Source organism: Winogradskyella sp. PC-19, assembly GCF_002163855.1.
Lineage (GTDB): Bacteria > Bacteroidota > Bacteroidia > Flavobacteriales > Flavobacteriaceae > Winogradskyella.
In genome coordinates this window covers 573,641-586,341 of sequence record NZ_CP019332.1, presented here as the reverse complement: position 1 = coordinate 586,341, position 12,701 = coordinate 573,641, and the positions used below count along the sequence as shown (strand labels likewise).

The window sequence follows — 12,701 nt, the reverse complement described above, 5'->3', positions numbered from 1 at the left end:
GTTTATTTCTTTTTTCTCGAAGTTTTCTGATTTAAAAATTCTACAAATAATGAAAATGCGATTGCAAAATAAAGATAACCTTTAGGGATTGCGCCAACTTCATTTCCAAAAAATTGAGTATGCGATAAGTGTGCTGCTTCAGTAATTAGCATAAAACCAATTAAAATCAAAAATGCTAAACCTAGTATTTGAATACTCGGATGATTATCAATAAAACGTCTTATTGGATTTGCAAAACCTATCATTACGATTATTGATATAACCACAGCAATTATCATTAAAATTAGACTGTAGTTTGGGTTTGGATGTAACCCATTTGTCATTCCAATAGCCGTTAATATAGAATCTATAGAAAAGATAAAATCAATGATTAATATTTGTACAATTGCCTGTTGTAAAGAACTTATAACTTTAACTTTTATACTATTTTCGTCATGTGAAGGCGTTTCTACCTTTTCTCTAATTTCAGAAGTACTTTTATAGATTAAAAATAATCCTCCAGCAAATAGTATTATGGCTTGCCAGCTAAGGTGTAATTCTATCCATGAGTTTTCAAGCTCATAAAATGGTTCTTTTAGTCCTACTAAAAATGACACAAAAAACAGAAGAACAATACGCTGTACCATAGCAAGGATAAGTCCGATATTAGTAGCTTTATTTCGCTGATGTTCTGGTAGTTTGTTAGCTGCAATGGATATAAATACAATATTATCAATCCCTAGTATAATCTCTAAGAACGTGAGTGTTATTAATGCGAATATGGCATCGCTAGAAAGTAAAAACTCTAACATATTAGTTTATTCTATAAGCAACACCTTTCTCAACACGAATAGGTCTATTTTGTTTCTTGATTGCTAATTTATATTCAAATGTGTATGAAGAATCTGTAGTTGCTAGAATTTTCATATGTATGGCATCATCTTCTGATGTATTTTTGGGATTGATTTTTTTTAGAACAAACTCACAGTCATTAATCCAACGTATGGACGAAGAATCTATTTTTTCTTCAAAATAATCGATACTTAGGTTTTCTGAACGTGTAAAAGTGCCAGTTTTTTCTTCACCATCCACTAAAAAAGTAAATTTAAAGTCGCCTATGCGATAATCTTGGCAATTACGCTCTATATTATAGCAACTTGATAAAACAACACAAAAAGAAAGTAAAAAGAGTTTTTTCATCAAAAAATAAAGATTTATACAAAAATAAGAATTTACTAACTCTTAATTCTGGTAACTCTTAAAACTTCCATCTTTATAAAAAATAATAATCTTATCTATATCAGATACGTTTGTTGAATTTTTAGAATTTGGAATTTGAGTTGAAGGTTCAGGGTTTGATTCTGAAAATTTTAGAGTTTCTGTTTTTTCAATTTTTGTAGAATTTGGAAATTGGCCTTTACCATTCATTAGCCAATATAAATCTACTTCGGGATAGGAGTGAAGTACCTTCATCACAAAATCTAAACTTGGCTTATTTCTGCCAGAAAGTATGTGAGAAATACTAGAGCGTTGCACACCAATTTTTTCGGCAAAACTAGACGCACTTTCTTCGTAAAAAGTAATGACTTTTTGTAAACGTTCTGTGAAATCTATGGTGTTTATCATTGTAAACTACATTCTGTAATTATATACGTTACAAATGTAACATTTGTTGTTTTATGAATCAAACTTTAATTGGAATTAAATATTTGTTAATAAATTAAAACTTAATATAAATAATTTTAAATAACTGATAAAGATATATTTAAATATTAAAAAATGTTTTTATTGTAAATTCTGTAATTCATCTAAGACTCCTTATGTTATAAATGTAACATCTGTATAGTTATGTAACCTTTAGACACAAACAAGGTGTTTACAATTGTAAATTTACAAATGTATACCTTTGTATTCTAAATAAATTGAATGACCTCAGAATATCTTACGGAGCTTTATAATTCTTACAAAGAGAAATCACTATATGGGCGTTATATAACTAATGAAAATATTACAAAGATTTTAGATGAACTTGCTCTAAATTTTCATGTTTCTACCATTGGTTATTCGGTAGAGAATCGACCAATATTTTCTTTAAAAGTTGGAAGCGGAAAGACCAAAATTTTACTTTGGTCTCAAATGCATGGTAATGAATCAACAACAACAAAAGCGCTTTTTGATTTTTTAAATGCAGCCAATAAAGGTGAACTTTCTGATATTTTAGAGTATTGTACACTTCAGATTATACCAATTTTGAATCCTGATGGCGCAGAAAAATACACTAGAATTAATGCCAATAAAATAGATCTAAACAGAGATGCACAAGACTTGTCACAGTCTGAAAGTGTTGTTTTACGCAAATGTTTTGATGATTTTAAACCCAATTATTGTTTTAATCTTCATGGGCAACGTACTATTTTTGGTGTAGGTAATACAGGTAATTCTGCTACTTTATCGTTTTTATCGCCTGCAGAAGATAAGGAGCGTTCGGTCACAACGACTCGAAAAAAAGCTATGTCTGTTATTGCAGTTATTAACGATTATATACAAAAGGATTTGCCAAATGCAGTAGGACGTTATGATGATGGATTTAATATTAACTGTGTTGGAGACACGTTTCAAAGTTTGGGTGTGCCAACCATCTTATACGAAGCTGGACATTATAAAAATGATTACGAAAGGGAACAAACACGCTTATTTGTTTTTAAATCATTGATTTATGGATTATGCGCTATTGCTAAAGGAGTAGAAGTTGAAAATTTTGAATCATACTTTGATATACCTCAGAATGAAAAGAACTTTTATGATGTTATTATTAGAAATTCTAGAATTAGAAATAGTGATAAAAATACTGTGGATATCGGAATTCAATTTAAAGAGGTTTTGGAGCTAAATATGATAAAATTTATTCCATTTGTAGAAAAAATAGAAAATCTTGATGGCTATTTTGCTCATAATGAAATAGACGCTAATGGAAATGTTGTTTTGGATCAAAGCAAAAAGGAGATACAAGTTGCTAACGAAATCGTTTTCGTAATGTTAAATAATTGCAAAACCTTGATAAAATCTTAAACATTATTGTTTTTAGCTTCTTTTTATCAATAAAAATGTATTATTTTTGCATATAATTCAACAAATAGCAAAATGGCGAAGTTTAAATTAGACGAAATAGATCATCAAATTCTGGATATGCTTATTGACAATACGCGTATTCCTTTTACCGACATAGCAAAAAAATTATTAATTTCTGCAGGAACAGTTCACGTTCGTGTGAAAAAAATGGAGGAAGCTGGTATTATTAGAGGCTCTTCATTGACTTTAGATTATAAAAAATTAGGATATTCTTTTATAGCATACGTTGGTGTTTTCTTGCAAAACACATCCCAAACCAAATTTGTTTTAGAACGTATATCTGAAATTCCTTATGTAACTGTGGCTCACATTACTACGGGTAAATTTAATATCTTCTGTAAGATAAGAGCTAAAGATACAATGCATGCAAAGGAAATTATTTTCATGTTAGATGATATTGACGGTGTTTACAGAACAGAAACTATGATTTCGTTAGAGGAAAGCATTAATGACAAAAAACGTTTAATGCATACCATTTTTAACGAATTGTAAGCAAATAAGAAAACGATGTTAAAGCTCTAGCAATTTTGCTAGGGCTTTTTTTATCTTCGACACTTAAATTAGATTTTATTATGAATTTATCACCCGAAGAATTTAACCCTTATTACTTGCCATATATACAATTAGCTACTAAATCAGATATTACTGAGAGTTTAAAGCAGAATTTAATATCTGTTGTAGATTTTTACCAAAGTATAGCAAATGACAAATTAGAATTTTCATATGCTGATGGAAAATGGACTCCAAAAGACATCTTGTTGCATATTATTGATACTGAACGCGTTTTTGCTTATCGTGCGATGCGTATTGCAAGGCAAGATAGGACTGAAATGGTTGGCTTTGAACAAGATGATTATGTTGAAGCTGGTAAAGCTAATAGCAGAAGTATTAGCAGTTTACTTGAAGAATACAAAGCTGTCCGAAACGCAACATTGGCTTTGTTTAATTCTTTCTCAGTTGAAGACTTAAAAGCAATAGGCAAGGCGAGTGGCTCACCGGTTTCTGTTAGAGCAATTGGTTATATTATTACTGGTCATGAGAACCATCATAACAACGTCATTAAGGAAAGATATTTATAGTTTATCCTTCAAATATTTACCAGTAATCGATTCTTTATTTTTTAAAATATCCTCAGGTGTACCAAAAGCTACAAGTTGACCACCATTTTTTCCACCTTCTGGACCCAAATCAATAATATGGTCGGCACACTTGATTAAATCTATATTATGCTCTATTACAATTATTGAATGACCAATTTCGATTAGAGCTTGAAATGATTTTAATAATTTTTTGATATCATGAAAATGCAAACCAGTTGTAGGTTCATCAAATATAAATAAGGTCGTATCACCACGTGAACCTTTGCCTAAAAAAGAAGCTAATTTAATACGTTGTGCTTCGCCACCAGAAAGTGTAGATGATGACTGCCCTAAAGTTACATAACCCAAACCAACATCTTTAAGCGGCTGTAGTTTTCTTTCTATTTTAGACTGCTTGTGCTCAGAGAAAAACGCTACAGCGTTATCAATGGTCATATTTAGAATGTCATCAATAGATTTCCCTTCAAAATTAACCTCTAATACTTCTTTTTTAAAGCGCTTTCCATTACAAGTCTCACAAGTTAGGTGCACATCGGCCATAAATTGCATTTCGATAGTGACTTCTCCTTCACCTTTACAGGTCTCACAACGTCCACCATCTACATTAAAGCTAAAGTGTTTAGCTTGGTAATTTCTAATTTTACTCAGTTTTTGCGACGCAAATAGAGCTCTAATGTCATCATATGCTTTTATGTAAGTAACGGGATTTGAGCGTGATGAACGTCCAATCGGGTTCTGGTCAACAAACTCGACATTTTCAATATTAGTAAAATTACCTTTTAATTCAGTGAATTGACCTGGCTTATCTCCAAATCCAGTTAGCTTTTTTTGAAGTGCAGGATAAAGTAACTTTTTAACGAGCGTACTTTTTCCACTACCTGATACACCAGTAATTACCGTAAGCATGTTTAGAGGAAAAGTAACATCTATATTTTTGAGATTATTTTCTCGAGCTCCAATAACCTCAATACTGTATTTTGAAGTTCTTCGTTTTTTTGGCAACTCAATTTTTAATTTACCATTTAGGTATTGTGCTGTTAATGAGTCAGAAACCAATATGTCTTTAAATGTACCTGTTGCAACAACTTGACCTCCAAAAGTACCTGCTTCTGGACCAATATCAATGACTTCATCAGCTGATTTCATAATGTCTTCGTCATGTTCTACAACAATAACTGTATTACCTAAATCTCTAAGCGATTTTAAAACGTCAATCAATCTTTCGGTATCTTTTGGGTGTAGACCAATACTAGGCTCATCTAATATATACATTGAACCGACTAGGCTGCTACCTAGTGAAGTTGCTAAGTTTATACGTTGACTCTCCCCACCAGAAAGTGTGTTCGATTTTCTATTTAAAGTCAGGTAATTAAGACCTACATTGGATAAGAATTCTAGTCTTGTGTTTATTTCTTTAAGTAAGCGTTTAGCGATTTTAGTATCGTGTTCTCCTAATTTTAAATCTTTAAAGAATGAACTTAATTCGTCCAGAGGCAAATCTACCAAATCCATAACGGTCTTATCATAAATTTTGACATAGCTTGCTTCTTCTCGTAAACGTTTGCCTTTACAGACATTACATTTAGTTTTACCACGGTACCGTGATAGCATAACGCGATTCTGAATTTTATAAGCTTTTGATTCAAGTTCGGCAAAAAAGTTATCTAGACCTTCAAAATATTGATTGCCAGACCATACCAAAGCTTGTTGTTCAGAGCTTAATTCAAAAAACGATTTATGAATAGGAAAATCAAATTTGTGAGAATTGTTAACCAATTGATCTCGGTACCAACTCATACTTTCTCCACGCCACGGAAAAACTGCATTTTCATAAACTGAAAGTGCTGTATTAGGAATTACCAAGTCTTCGTCAATACCGATAACATCGCCATAGCCTTCACATTTTGGGCAAGCACCATAAGGATTATTAAAACTGAATAAATGGGCGTTTGGTTCTAAAAAAACCATTCCGTCTAATTCAAATTTATTATTAAAAGATTTTTGTTTTTTATCTGATAAGGATTCTATGATACAAGTCCCAACTCCTTCAAAAAAAGCTGTTTCTACTGCATCTGCTAGTCGATTCAGGAAATCTTCATCATCTTTGTATACAATTCTATCAACTACTAAATAGAGGTTTTTAGCGCTTTTTATTTCAGTTTTTAATACGTCATCTATTCTTAAAACTTCATCTTTTACTTTTACTCTGGCATATCCTTGAGCCAAAAGTGTTTGTAGTTTGTTTTCGATAGTTCTGTCTTCTTCCAGAACGATAGGAGACAAGAGCAGTAGTTTTGTGCCTTCGTCAAATTTAGAAATGTAATCGATGACATCTGTAGTGCGATGCTTTTTTACCAAATCACCAGAAATGGGTGAGTAAGTTTTACCTATACGAGCGAATAGAAGTTTTAGATAGTCATAAATTTCAGTAGTGGTGCCTACTGTAGATCGCGGATTTGTAGAATTTACCTTTTGCTCTATTGCTATAGCTGGCGCAATCCCTTTTATATAATCTACTTTTGGCTTATTAAGACGCCCTAAAAACTGACGTGCATAACTACTAAGACTCTCTACATAACGTCGCTGACCTTCAGCATAAAGTGTATCAAAGGCTAAGCTAGATTTTCCTGAGCCTGATAAGCCAGTTATAACCACGAGTTTATTACGTGGAATGACAACATCAATATTTTTTAAGTTATGCAATTTTGCACCCTTAATAATGATATTTTCTTTAGGATTGACGTCTAAAACAGCTGTGTTCATAGAATTTTTGATACAAGTTTTGCAAAGATACCATAACTAATTCACAGACGAAAATGATAATATGTTAGATTAAATGTTAAAATTTAGGCTGAAATTTTGTTTTTTCGGAATGATTCTTGTTTATTTGAATTTATAATACTCATAAAAACAGCTGCGTATACATAATATTACTTTAAGAATAAGCTAGAAACCCCGAGCAAAGCCTAGGCTTTGTTGCTTAAAGTACATGTTATGAAAAGAAAACTTATCGAAGACGCAGTCTTAGTCAAAAATTACATTAACGGAGATGAAGGTGCATTATCCATATTGATAAACAGGCACAAACAAAAAATCTATAGTTTTATCTATTCAAAAGTATTTGATAGAGATATCACTGAAGATGTCTTTCAGGATACTTTTATTAAAGTGATTAGAACTTTAAAAAGAGGAAAGTATAACGAGGAAGGTAAATTTTTGCCTTGGGTAATGCGTATTGCTCATAATTTGGTAATAGACCATTTTAGACGTAATAAGCGTATGCCAAAATTCGATAATTCTGGTGAGTTTAGTATTTTTTCTGTATTGAGTGATTCTTCTTTAAATGCTGAAAAGACTTTGATTAAAGACCAGGTAGAGTCTGATGTAAGACGTATTATTGAAGAATTACCAGAAGACCAAAAGCAAGTATTAGTGATGCGTATGTATCAAGATATGAGCTTTAAAGAAATATCAGAGCGTACAGGTGTTAGTATTAATACTGCGTTGGGCAGAATGCGTTACGCGTTAATTAATCTTCGTAAGGTTATTGAGCAGCATAATATCGTTTTGACAAATTGATATAATAAAAGAGTTTTTTTTGCGTTATCAGTTTTATATCAACATAAAATTATGCAAATGGCAAAAATTTACTCTAACTACACCTCAAAAAAAATTCAACTTAACCCAAAAAAAGAGACAGTAGATTTTCTACTGAATTATTCTAAGGCTTTACGTGTTAATTGTTATAAAAAAATGAAGTTCGAAGCGCTTCTGAATTAGTTTAAAAAAAGCCCTGATTTATTTAAATCAGGGCTTTTTGTTTATTTCCTATTTTTAAAATAATCATTCAAAACTGTTTTTCGACCTATCGTTTTTGTAATGATGTCTTTATCTAAGTCCCAGCCTCGAGCTGGTGAATATTCACGACCATACCAAATAATTTGAAGATGTAAATCGTTCCAAGTTTCTTCAGGGAACAAGCGTTTAGCATCTTTTTCGGTTTGAGTAACACTTTTACCGTTTGTTAGATTCCAACGATACATTAAACGATGGATGTGTGTATCCACAGGAAAAGCAGGAACACCAAAAGCTTGACTCATAACTACACTTGCTGTTTTATGTCCAACTGCTGGTAATTCTTCAAGGTCTTCAAAACTTTGAGGAACTTCACCTTTGTGCTTTTCTAATAGAATTTTTGATAAACCGTAAATGCCTTTACTTTTCATTGGGCTTAGTCCGCAAGGTCTAATTATCTCCTTTATTTCTTCTACCGACATTTTTATCATATCATACGGATTATCTGCCTTTGCAAATAATAGTGGTGTAATTTGGTTTACACGGACATCTGTACATTGCGCAGATAACAATACCGCTATTAATAGCGTATATGGGTCTTTATTGTCTAGAGGAATTGGAATTTCAGGATATAAGTCTTTTAACGTAGTTATAACAAATTCTACCTTTTCTTGCTTTGTCATTCATTGTATTTTTACAAAAAACAAATTTAAACATTATGACGCATTTAAAAGTAGGAGATAAGGCACCAAATTTTGAAGCTTTGGATCAAGATGGAAATACTATTAAACTAAGTGATTATAAAGGAAAAAAGCTTGTTGTTTTCTTTTATCCAAAAGCGAGTACACCAGGTTGTACAGCAGAAGCCTGTAATTTAAATGATAATTTTAAACGTTTTGAATCTCAGAATTATGCAATTTTAGGTGTAAGTGCAGATAGTCAAAAACGTCAGTCTAATTTTAAAAAAAAATATGGTTTTGAATATCCGCTTTTAGCAGACGAGGATAAATCAGTTATTGAAGCGTTTGGTGTTTGGGGGCCAAAAAAGTTTATGGGTAAAGAATATGATGGTATTCACCGTACAACCTTTGTAATTGACGAAGATGGCGTTTTAGAAGACGTTATCTTAAAAGTAAAGACAAAAGCTCATGCTGAGCAGATTTTAGATGCTTAAAATCTATAATCTTCAAATAAAAAAAGCGACTTCACATAGGTAAAGTCGCTTTTTTTATTTGAAGATATATTTTATTTATGCATAACCTCTTCAGATTCATATCCAAATAAAGCTTTTTCTTTAATGAGTTTTGCAACGCCTTCAGGAAGCATACTTTCCCAACCCGTTTCACCAGCAGCAATTTTTGCTAATACTTTTCTTGAGAAAATTGAAAGTATAGATGGGTCGTAATCATTAATGTCTACCACTTTACCGTTATACTTGAAGAATTTGTATAATTCTTTCATTCGTGGGTGAACTTTAAGGTTTTCACTAGATGTGATACTTCCATCTTCATTAACCATTGGGTATAAGTATACACGTAAATCTTTGTAAAAAAGCTTACCAAAGGCTTCGAGAATACCACCACTTAAATGACGGTAATACTTTTCGTCAAAAATATCTACTAAGTTGTTGACACCCATAGCTAATCCCATTCTGTTTTTTGAATATTGAGAAAAATATTCAACTAACTTGTAGTATTCCTTGAAGTTCGATATTAACACAGTTTGACCAAGAGAGCAAAGTAAGCGTGCACGATCCATAAAATCTTGTTCATCAATTTCTCCTTCAGCACGAAGATTGGATAATGTGATTTCGAATATAACTTGTGTTTTCTCTTTATTAACTTTATTCTCCTTAATAAACATTTCGTAAGATTTCTCAAACATATCCATGTTTACTTTAGTCACAGGTCTAAAACTACCTCTAAGTGCTAAGATGTTTTTCTTGTATAAAACACGAGCAGGAAGTACGTTATTTCCATCCGGCGAAAACATAACGGCATCAGTCATACCGTTTTTTACCAATTGTAAACTCATTAGTCGGTTATCGACATTTTCAAAAACAGGACCTGAAAAATTAATCGTATCAATTTCTAATTGGTCTTTGTCTAAGTGGTCATATAGGTAGCGTAATAATTTTTTAGGTTCGTTATATTTATAGAAAGCACCATAAATAAGATTAGTTCCTAAAACACCTAAAGTTTCTTGTTGTAATCTAGCGTCATTCTCTTTAAAACGAAGGTGTAATACAATTTCATTATAATCGCCATCTGGTTCAACTTGGTATTTAATTCCAACCCAACCGTGACCCATGTATTTTTTTGCGAAATCAATTGTAGCTACAGTATTAGCATAGGTAAAGAAGATTTTATCAGGATGTTTGTCTCTCGTAATACGCTCTTCCATGAGGTTCATTTCATGGTCAAGCATTTTACGTAATCTAGCCTCTGTTACATAGCGTTTGTCATTCTCAATTCCATAAATGGCATCACTAAAATCTTTATCATACGCAGACATAGTTTTTGCAATAGTACCTGATGCACCTCCAGCTCTAAAAAACTGACGCACGGTTTCTTGTCCTGCACCAATCTCAGCAAAAGAGCCATAAATGTCTGCATTAAGATTAATACGTAAACATTTATCTCTGAGAGAAGGAATATTATCAAATTCTTTATCAGCTCTGTATGTTATTTCAGTCATAATTGTTGAATTTTCAAGCACTACAAATGTACTGTTTTCGCATAGCAAACAAAAAAATAACCTTATTTTTGTTACAAACTTAACACAGTTGAAAGTAACATTTTTAGGCACCGGAACATCCCAAGGAATACCTGTAATAGGAAGCACACATCCTGTTTGTTTGAGTGATAATCCAAAAGATAAGCGTTTACGTGTTTCTGTATTGGTACAATGGGATAATTATAGTTATGTTATTGATTGTGGTGCTGATTTTAGACAACAAATGCTTAGGTCAAAATGTACTAAGGTTGATGGTATTATTTTTACACACGAGCATGCTGACCATATAATGGGTTTAGACGATATACGACCTTTCTTTTTTCGTCAAGGTAACATAGATATTTATGCGCATCGTCGTGTAATGAAAGCTTTGGAGCGCACATTTTCTTACATATTTGAAACAGAAAATAAGTATCCAGGTGCACCAAGTGTGAACGAGCATTACGTTGATGGAAATTTATTTTCAATAGGCGATTTAAAAGTTATACCAATTGATGGTTTGCATAATACATTACAAGTTTATGGCTACCGTTTTGATAAATTTGCTTATTTGACGGACATGAAAACTATTGAAGATTCCGAAATAGAAAAACTTCAAAACTTAGAGGTTTTAGTCGTTAATGCGTTGCGTGAAGAACCACATGTCTCACATTTTAATCTTAACGAAGCGCTGGGTTTTATTGAAAAAGTAAAGCCTAAAAGAGCTTATTTAACTCATATTAGTCACCACATGGGTTTTCATGACGAGGTGCAACAAAAATTACCAGAAAACGTTTATTTAGCTTACGATAATCTTCAAATTACAATATGATATGAAAAGTAGAATCTTTATGTACTTATTTATTTTTTCTGTTTTACTGATAATTTTTCAGTATGCGAATTCAAAAGGTATTATTGATAAGTATGAAAAGGACATTAATACCTTCAAGACTAAAATTACAGATTTAGAAGATGAACGTATAAAATTAAATGACAGAGTATTCGATTTATCATTCTTTACTATAGATGGTAATGAAGAAGCTGTTGATTATTTTGAAAATCAAGGTATTAACACAGAAGAATTATTACCAAAAATCAAAGACGGTCTTCTTGAAATGAATGTTTACAAAGGCGTGGATCATCCAATTGTACCTTATGCTTCTATGACCGAATCAAAAATTATCATTGATCAAATAAGAATTCTAAATCACAAATGGATACTTGCTAATTTCACTGATGGTAAACATTGGGGAGAGCTATTTATCAATTATGAGGCAACTGATAAGGGAGAAGTGATTTATAAACTAGATGATTACTTTTTATATCCGGTTAACTAGATACGCTCTATTAGCCAATCTTTAAATTCAAAAAAGTTTTGAGGTGCAACACCATGACCAACAGGGAATTCGCTATAGGTATTTTTAATTTCTAGATTGTCTAAAAATGGTTTACTTCGTCTTGCCCAATCTACTGGTATGACTTGGTCTAAGCTTCCATGTGAGCAATAAAAATCAAGATGTTTGTAGTTGTCTTTATTCAAATTTTCTGGAAAAATAGCTTCATTTACATAACCACTTAAAGCGACAATGTTTTTAACTTTTTCTGGATAGGTCAATGCTAACGAATAGCTCAGAATAGTACCTTGACTAAAACCTAAGAACGATACATTGTCTTTGTTTACAGGATAAGTTTCACAAGCATAATCTATAAATTCAGCTAATGTATCTCTAGATAATTTAGCCTGTTCATCATCGCTCCATTTACCTTGTTCTGCGTCAAAATTAATTGCGTACCATGCATTACCGTAAGGTTGTAATTGATATGGTGCTCTTACTGAGATTATAAATAATTCATCAGGAAGTTCTGTTGCAAATGAGAACAAATCGTTTTCATCACTTCCGTAACCATGACAAAGAATTAATAAGGGTGCATTTTCTGTTAACGTCGATGGACGTTTTATATACTGAAGTTTTGCTGACATAT

14 protein-coding genes are annotated in these 12,701 nt (G+C 32.0%); 7 read left to right on the top strand and 7 right to left on the bottom strand.

The window, feature by feature from the left end; translation table 11 throughout:
• Nucleotides 1-2: 2 nt before the first annotated feature.
• From BTO05_RS02735 to BTO05_RS02725, 3 genes are read right to left on the bottom strand one after another with little or no spacing between them, the layout of a single operon-like run.
• Nucleotides 3-791, bottom strand: a complete 789-nt coding sequence (locus tag BTO05_RS02735) for a TerC family protein (protein ID WP_087491187.1) — start codon at nucleotides 789-791, stop codon at nucleotides 3-5.
• A gap of 1 nt (nucleotide 792) precedes the next feature.
• Nucleotides 793-1,179 (bottom strand): hypothetical protein, encoded by a 387-nt coding sequence (locus BTO05_RS02730; RefSeq protein ID WP_087491186.1) that lies wholly within the window; start codon nucleotides 1,177-1,179, stop codon nucleotides 793-795.
• A gap of 42 nt (nucleotides 1,180-1,221) precedes the next feature.
• Nucleotides 1,222-1,605 carry a helix-turn-helix domain-containing protein gene (locus tag BTO05_RS02725; RefSeq protein ID WP_087491185.1) on the bottom strand — a complete coding sequence of 128 codons (384 nt, stop codon included), beginning with the start codon at nucleotides 1,603-1,605 and terminating at the stop codon, nucleotides 1,222-1,224.
• 300 nt (nucleotides 1,606-1,905) lie between these two features.
• Between BTO05_RS02725 and BTO05_RS02720 the strand changes: the two genes are divergently transcribed.
• From BTO05_RS02720 to BTO05_RS02710, 3 genes are all read left to right on the top strand, one after another.
• Nucleotides 1,906-3,048, top strand: a complete 1,143-nt coding sequence (locus BTO05_RS02720) for a M14 metallopeptidase family protein (protein ID WP_087491184.1) — start codon at nucleotides 1,906-1,908, stop codon at nucleotides 3,046-3,048.
• Between the two features lie 72 nt (nucleotides 3,049-3,120).
• On the top strand, nucleotides 3,121-3,600 hold the full coding sequence (locus BTO05_RS02715; RefSeq protein WP_087491183.1) for an Lrp/AsnC family transcriptional regulator: 480 nt from the start codon (nucleotides 3,121-3,123) through the stop codon (nucleotides 3,598-3,600).
• An 80-nt stretch (nucleotides 3,601-3,680) separates the two neighbouring features.
• Nucleotides 3,681-4,187: a DinB family protein gene (locus BTO05_RS02710; RefSeq protein WP_087491182.1), complete on the top strand. Its 507-nt coding sequence runs from the start codon at nucleotides 3,681-3,683 to the stop codon at nucleotides 4,185-4,187.
• On the opposite strand, the gene uvrA is transcribed toward BTO05_RS02710, so the two are convergent.
• The gene (uvrA, locus tag BTO05_RS02705) at nucleotides 4,182-6,971 is read right to left on the bottom strand and encodes an excinuclease ABC subunit UvrA (protein WP_087491181.1); all 2,790 of its coding nucleotides are present in this window, start codon (nucleotides 6,969-6,971) and stop codon (nucleotides 4,182-4,184) included. The genes BTO05_RS02710 and uvrA overlap by 6 nt on opposite strands.
• A gap of 231 nt (nucleotides 6,972-7,202) precedes the next feature.
• Between uvrA and BTO05_RS02700 the strand changes: the two genes are divergently transcribed.
• On the top strand, nucleotides 7,203-7,787 hold the full coding sequence (locus BTO05_RS02700) for an RNA polymerase sigma factor (RefSeq protein WP_087491180.1): 585 nt from the start codon (nucleotides 7,203-7,205) through the stop codon (nucleotides 7,785-7,787).
• Between the two features lie 242 nt (nucleotides 7,788-8,029).
• Here BTO05_RS02700 and BTO05_RS02695 read toward each other — a convergent pair whose 3' ends face one another.
• Nucleotides 8,030-8,686 (bottom strand): endonuclease III domain-containing protein, encoded by a 657-nt coding sequence (locus tag BTO05_RS02695; RefSeq protein WP_087491179.1) that lies wholly within the window; start codon nucleotides 8,684-8,686, stop codon nucleotides 8,030-8,032.
• Between the two features lie 35 nt (nucleotides 8,687-8,721).
• Between BTO05_RS02695 and bcp the strand changes: the two genes are divergently transcribed.
• Nucleotides 8,722-9,177: a thioredoxin-dependent thiol peroxidase gene (bcp, locus tag BTO05_RS02690; RefSeq protein WP_087491178.1), complete on the top strand. Its 456-nt coding sequence runs from the start codon at nucleotides 8,722-8,724 to the stop codon at nucleotides 9,175-9,177.
• A gap of 71 nt (nucleotides 9,178-9,248) precedes the next feature.
• Here the strand turns inward: bcp and BTO05_RS02685 are convergent, their stop codons facing one another.
• The gene (locus BTO05_RS02685) at nucleotides 9,249-10,700 is read right to left on the bottom strand and encodes a nicotinate-nucleotide adenylyltransferase (protein WP_087491177.1); all 1,452 of its coding nucleotides are present in this window, start codon (nucleotides 10,698-10,700) and stop codon (nucleotides 9,249-9,251) included.
• Between the two features lie 88 nt (nucleotides 10,701-10,788).
• On the opposite strand from BTO05_RS02685, the gene BTO05_RS02680 reads away from it, so the two are divergent.
• Nucleotides 10,789-11,550, top strand: a complete 762-nt coding sequence (locus BTO05_RS02680) for an MBL fold metallo-hydrolase (RefSeq protein ID WP_087493267.1) — start codon at nucleotides 10,789-10,791, stop codon at nucleotides 11,548-11,550.
• Between the two features lies 1 nt (nucleotide 11,551).
• Entirely contained in the window at nucleotides 11,552-12,055 is a 504-nt protein-coding gene (locus BTO05_RS02675; protein WP_232459765.1) for a hydrolase, read from the top strand.
• Here the strand turns inward: BTO05_RS02675 and BTO05_RS02670 are convergent.
• Complete coding sequence (locus BTO05_RS02670) at nucleotides 12,052-12,699, bottom strand: alpha/beta hydrolase (RefSeq protein ID WP_087491176.1); 648 nt, start codon at nucleotides 12,697-12,699, stop codon at nucleotides 12,052-12,054. The genes BTO05_RS02675 and BTO05_RS02670 overlap by 4 nt on opposite strands.
• Between the last annotated feature and the right edge of the window lie 2 nt (nucleotides 12,700-12,701).

Excerpts from the sequence above, each read along its gene's own strand:
- BTO05_RS02735 (WP_087491187.1), bottom strand. The coding sequence starts at position 791 with ATGTTAGAGTTTTTACTTTCTAGCGATGCCATATTCGCATTAATAACA.
- BTO05_RS02730 (WP_087491186.1), bottom strand. The coding sequence starts at position 1,179 with ATGAAAAAACTCTTTTTACTTTCTTTTTGTGTTGTTTTATCAAGTTGC.
- BTO05_RS02725 (WP_087491185.1), bottom strand. The coding sequence starts at position 1,605 with ATGATAAACACCATAGATTTCACAGAACGTTTACAAAAAGTCATTACT.
- BTO05_RS02720 (WP_087491184.1), top strand. The coding sequence starts at position 1,906 with ATGACCTCAGAATATCTTACGGAGCTTTATAATTCTTACAAAGAGAAA.
- BTO05_RS02715 (WP_087491183.1), top strand. The coding sequence starts at position 3,121 with ATGGCGAAGTTTAAATTAGACGAAATAGATCATCAAATTCTGGATATG.
- BTO05_RS02710 (WP_087491182.1), top strand. The coding sequence starts at position 3,681 with ATGAATTTATCACCCGAAGAATTTAACCCTTATTACTTGCCATATATA.
- uvrA (WP_087491181.1), bottom strand. The coding sequence starts at position 6,971 with ATGAACACAGCTGTTTTAGACGTCAATCCTAAAGAAAATATCATTATT.
- BTO05_RS02700 (WP_087491180.1), top strand. The coding sequence starts at position 7,203 with ATGAAAAGAAAACTTATCGAAGACGCAGTCTTAGTCAAAAATTACATT.
- BTO05_RS02695 (WP_087491179.1), bottom strand. The coding sequence starts at position 8,686 with ATGACAAAGCAAGAAAAGGTAGAATTTGTTATAACTACGTTAAAAGAC.
- bcp (WP_087491178.1), top strand. The coding sequence starts at position 8,722 with ATGACGCATTTAAAAGTAGGAGATAAGGCACCAAATTTTGAAGCTTTG.
- BTO05_RS02685 (WP_087491177.1), bottom strand. The coding sequence starts at position 10,700 with ATGACTGAAATAACATACAGAGCTGATAAAGAATTTGATAATATTCCT.
- BTO05_RS02675 (WP_232459765.1), top strand. The coding sequence starts at position 11,552 with ATGAAAAGTAGAATCTTTATGTACTTATTTATTTTTTCTGTTTTACTG.
- BTO05_RS02670 (WP_087491176.1), bottom strand. The coding sequence starts at position 12,699 with ATGTCAGCAAAACTTCAGTATATAAAACGTCCATCGACGTTAACAGAA.